Origin of the sequence: Citrobacter sp. TBCS-14 (assembly GCF_005280805.1) — a bacterium.
Taxonomy (GTDB): Bacteria; Pseudomonadota; Gammaproteobacteria; order Enterobacterales; family Enterobacteriaceae; genus Citrobacter; species Citrobacter gillenii.
Map to the genome: position 1 here is coordinate 1 of NZ_SZWM01000080.1, position 339 is coordinate 339.

Annotated in this window: 1 pseudogene; it reads left to right on the forward strand. The window is 49.0% G+C overall.

Annotated features, from left to right (window positions below):
- Positions 1 to 339, forward strand: a pseudogene (locus FDX22_RS00445) (ATP-dependent helicase); the annotation flags it as partial.

The following is a 339-nucleotide window of genomic DNA, read 5'->3' on the forward strand; positions in this document are numbered from 1 at the left end:
AAAGTTGCTGGAGGTTATCGACAACCTGACCCGCAACACAAAAACGAAGGTGGTCGGTCTTTCCGGTACTCCTTTCGCCAAATTCCTGGGCAATTACTATCAGCGCCTGATTAAGCCAACAACGATGAAGGAACTGTTCGCGATTGGCGCACTTAGCAAATACGAGTTTTATGCACCTTCACATCCTGATCTCACCGGAGTGGAAACGTCTTACGTTGCTGGGTATGGCAGCGACTACAAAGAAGGCCAGCTCAGCAAGGTTATGAGTGAAGCCAAACTGGTTGGCGACATTGTGAAAAACTGGCTGGAGAACGGTCAGGATCGCCCAACAATCTGTTT